Source organism: Skermanella sp., from assembly GCF_059503625.1.
Genome location: NZ_JCACHA010000098.1, coordinates 1 through 3,946 on the forward strand (window position 1 = coordinate 1; position 3,946 = coordinate 3,946).

Here is a 3,946-nt window from a genome sequence, read left to right on the forward strand (position 1 = left end):
AGCTTGCTTTCCGTCCCCGCTTCCCGGACGAAATAGCTGTGGACGCAATAGTCCGTCGCATCGTCCGAGATCCGCATGCCGCCCTTGCGCGTCAGCTTGCGCAGGTCGTCCATGGACAGGCAGGTGCCGATGACCGAGCAGTGGAGATGGGACGGGATCTCCCACAGCTTGCGGCGGCTCCTGGCCGATTTCGACAATACCGAGGGTTCGGCTTCGCACTGCTCGCACATACGACCTCACCAGAAAAGAGACGATCGCATGATAACAGTCGCGATTGATAATGCAAATGATTCGCAACGCCGTCCGTCATGCCCCGCTATGTGAAAATATGTGAATTTCGTCTTGTGAATTTGAAGATTTGTGATAATTAGTCAGCCAAGCAAACATTCTGCCGTAAGCAAACAACCCCGGAGGGACCGTCGTGGCGTCAGTCAGCGCTTTCCACGTCTGCGTCGTCGGGCTTGGCTCCATGGGCATGGGGGCTGCGAAGTCCTGTGTCCGGGCCGGCCTTCAGACCTATGGTATCGACCTGAACGAAGCTGCCCGCGCCGAACTCAAACAGGCCGGCGCCGCTGAAGTCGCGGCCGATGCCGCCGGTTTCGCGGAAAAGCTCGACGCCGTCCTGCTGCTGGTCGTCAACGCGGCGCAGTGCAAGGCCGTGCTGTTCGGCGACAACGCCCTGGCGCCCAAGCTGAAGCCCGGTACCGCCGTGATGGTGTCGGCGACGATCTCCGCCGACGAGGCACGCTCGATCGAAGCGGGCCTCAAGGAACACGGCCTGCTCATGCTGGACGCCCCCGTGTCCGGCGGTGCGGCCAAGGCGGCGGCCGGCGACATGACCGTCATGGCGGCCGGCTCCGCCGAGACCTTCGCCAAGCTCCGCCCGCTGCTCGACGCCGTCGCCGGCAAGGTCTACGAAATCGGGGCCGAGATCGGCCTGGGCGCCACCGTCAAGATCATCCACCAGCTTCTCGCCGGCGTCCACATCGCGGCGGGAGCGGAAGCGATGGCGCTGGCGGCCCGCGCCGGCATCCCGCTCGACCTGATGTACGACGTCGTGACCAACGCCGCCGGCAATTCCTGGATGTTCGAGAACCGGATGAAGCATGTGGTGGACGGCGACTACTCGCCGAAATCCGCGGTGGACATCTTCGTCAAGGACTTGGGGCTGGTGACCGAAACCGGCCGCACCCTGAAGTTCCCGCTGCCGCTGGCCTCCACCGCCTACACGATGTTCGCCAACGCCAGCAACGCCGGCTACGGCAAGCTGGACGATAGCGCCGTCATCAAGACCTTTGCCGGCATCGACCTTCCGGACCGGAGCAAGCCATGATGCGCCTTGGGATCATCGCCGACGATTTCACCGGGGCAACCGACATCGCGGGCTTCCTGGTCGCCAACGGCCTCAGCACGATCCAGCTCAACGGCGTGCCGGACAAGGCTCTCCAGGTCGAAGCCGACGCCGTCGTCATCAGCCTCAAGTCGCGTTCATGCCCGGTCGATGAAGCGATCTCCATGAGCCTCCAGGCGCTGGACTGGCTGACAGCACGGGACTGCGAGCAGTTCTTCTTCAAGTACTGCTCGACCTTCGACAGCACCGCCAAGGGCAATATCGGGCCGGTCACCGACGCGCTGCTCGACGCGCTGGGCGAAGACTTCACGGTCGTCTGTCCTGCCCTGCCGGTCAACGGCCGGACCATCTACAACGGCTACCTCTTCGTCAACGGCGTGCCGCTGAACGAGTCCGGCATGCGCCACCATCCGGTGACGCAGATGCTCGACGCCAACCTGATGCGCCTGATGGAAGCCCAGTCCAAGGGCAAGTGCGGCAACGTCAAGAGCGACGACGTCGATTTGGGTGTCGAAGCCGTCCGTTCGTCCCTCGACAAGCTGCGGGCCGACGGCAACCGCTACGCCGTCCTCGACGTGCTGAACTCCGCCCATGTCGAAACGGTCGGACGCGCCGTCGCCGGCATGAAGCTGGTGACCGGCGGCTCCGGCCTCGCCGACGGCATGGCGAAGGCCTGGACCGAACGCCTGTCCGATCCGGAGCAGGCGGCTGCCGCCGGCAAGCCGTCGGGCAAGCGGGCCGTGGTGCTGTCCGGTTCGTGCTCGCAGATGACCAACGCTCAGGTGGCCCTCTACAAGCAGTCCGCTCCGTCGCAGGCCGTCGATGTCGTGCGTTGCATGAACGACGCCGGCTATGCCGACGAGCTGTTCGCCTGGATCACCTCCCAGCCCGCCGGCGACCTCGCCCCGCTGATCTACGCCACGACCGACCCGGCCAATCTCGGCGAGATCCAGAAGAAGTTCGGCGCGGACAAGGCGAGCGCCGCGGTCGAGCGGGTTTTCGGCAAGCTGGCGACGCTGCTGGCCAACGAAGGCTTCGACACCTTCATCGTGGCCGGCGGCGAAACCTCCGGCATCGTCGTGCAGTCGCTCGGCGTCACCGGCTTCCACATCGGGCCGCAGATAGCGCCGGGGGTCCCCTGGGTCCGCGCGGTGGACCGTCCGATCTCGCTGGCGCTCAAGTCCGGCAATTTCGGCAAGGAACGCTTCTTCTTCGACGCACAGCAGGCCATCGGCTGAAAAGCCGGCCCATCAGGAGACTGCACATGCCCCGGTTCGCCGCCAACCTGACCTTGATGTTCACGGAGGTTCCCTTCCTCGACCGCTTCGGCAAAGCCGCCGAAGCCGGGTTCGAGGCCGTGGAATTCCTGTTCCCCTACGACTTCGACCGCAACGAGATCGCCGAGCGCCTGAAGCGCCACAACCTGACCCAGGCCCTGTTCAACATGCCACCCGGCAACTGGGCGGCGGGCGAGCGTGGCATGGCGGCAATCCCCGGCCGCGAGGAGGAGTTCCGCAAGAACCTCCAGACCGCCCGTGATTACGCCCTGATCCTCAAGGTGCCCGTCCTCCATGCGATGGCCGGCATCACCCGCGACCTCGACTGCGCGGCGTGCGAGGAAACCTTCGTCGCCAACATGCGCCACGCCGCCGACACTCTGGCCGGCGACGACATCACCGTCCTGATCGAGCCGCTGAACAGCCGCGACATCCCCGGCTATTTCGTCGCCCACCAGATGGACGCGGTCGGCTGGGTCGAGAAGATCGACCGCCCCAACGTCGCGGTCCAGCTCGACCTCTACCACGCGCAGATCATGGACGGCGACCTGACCCGGCTGATCGAGCGCATGGGCAAGCATATCGGTCACGTTCAGATCGCCTCGGTCCCGCTCCGCAACGAGCCGGACGGGGGAGAGACAAACTACCCGCACCTCTACGAGACGCTGGACCGGGTCGGCTACAAGGGCTGGATCGGCTGCGAGTACAATCCGCGCAACGGTACCGAAGCCGGCCTCGGCTGGTTCCAGCCCTATCGCCGCCGGAGCTGAGCGAGCGGCGATGGCCAAGGCGCCGATGATCCCGGCGGAGCGGCAAAGCTTCATCGCGTCCCGTCTGGTCGGGCGGGGCGTGATCAGCATTGCCGAGCTGACCGACATGCTGGGCGTGTCGCACATGACGGTGCGGCGCGACATCCAGCAGTTGGAGCGGGAAGGGCAGGTCATGACGGTGACCGGCGGCATCTGCCTGCCGGAGCGGATCTCCAACGAGCCGTCGCATGTCGTCAAGGCCCGCCTTCAGCACGCCGAAAAGGCTGCCATCGGCCGCGTCGCCGCCGGACTGATCCCGGCCGACGCCGTCGTCTACCTGGACGCCGGCACGACCACGCTGGAAATCGCCAGGCTTCTTGCCGACCGGAGCGATATCAAGGTCGTCACCAACGACTTCGTCGTTGCCGCCTTCCTGGCGAAGAACTCTGCCTGCCGGCTCTACCACACCGGCGGGGAGGTCGAGCGCGAGAACCAGTCCTGCGTCGGCGACACCGCCGCCCAGGCCATCCGCCGCTTCAACTTCGACATCGCCTTCCTCTCGACGTCGA

The 3,946-nt window shown here is 65.6% G+C and carries 4 protein-coding genes and 1 pseudogene; 4 read left to right on the top strand and 1 reads right to left on the bottom strand.

The features are described 5' to 3' along the window. A pseudogene (locus AC5JJ6_RS02770) lies at positions 1 to 230 on the bottom strand (hypothetical protein); the annotation flags it as partial. 191 nt (positions 231 to 421) lie between these two features. Between AC5JJ6_RS02770 and ltnD the strand changes: the two are divergent. The 4 genes from ltnD to AC5JJ6_RS02790 all read left to right on the top strand — a co-directional run. Next, complete coding sequence (gene ltnD / locus AC5JJ6_RS02775; RefSeq protein WP_496040583.1) at positions 422 to 1,333, top strand: L-threonate dehydrogenase; 912 nt, start codon at positions 422 to 424, stop codon at positions 1,331 to 1,333. Next, a complete protein-coding gene (gene otnK, locus AC5JJ6_RS02780) occupies positions 1,330 to 2,589 on the top strand; it encodes a 3-oxo-tetronate kinase (RefSeq protein WP_496040584.1) in 1,260 nt (419 codons plus the stop codon). Before ltnD ends, otnK begins: the two co-directional genes overlap by 4 nt. A 26-nt stretch (positions 2,590 to 2,615) precedes the next feature. After that, entirely contained in the window at positions 2,616 to 3,398 is a 783-nt protein-coding gene (otnI, locus tag AC5JJ6_RS02785; protein ID WP_496040585.1) for a 2-oxo-tetronate isomerase, read from the top strand. 10 nt (positions 3,399 to 3,408) lie between these two features. Beyond that, positions 3,409 to 3,946 (top strand): DeoR family transcriptional regulator (locus AC5JJ6_RS02790; protein ID WP_496040586.1); only part of this gene is annotated, 538 nt, incomplete at its 3' end.

Coding starts and splice junctions, on each gene's coding strand:
- otnK (WP_496040584.1), top strand. CDS start 1,330: ATGATGCGCCTTGGGATCATCGCCGACGATTTCACCGGGGCAACCGAC.
- otnI (WP_496040585.1), top strand. CDS start 2,616: ATGCCCCGGTTCGCCGCCAACCTGACCTTGATGTTCACGGAGGTTCCC.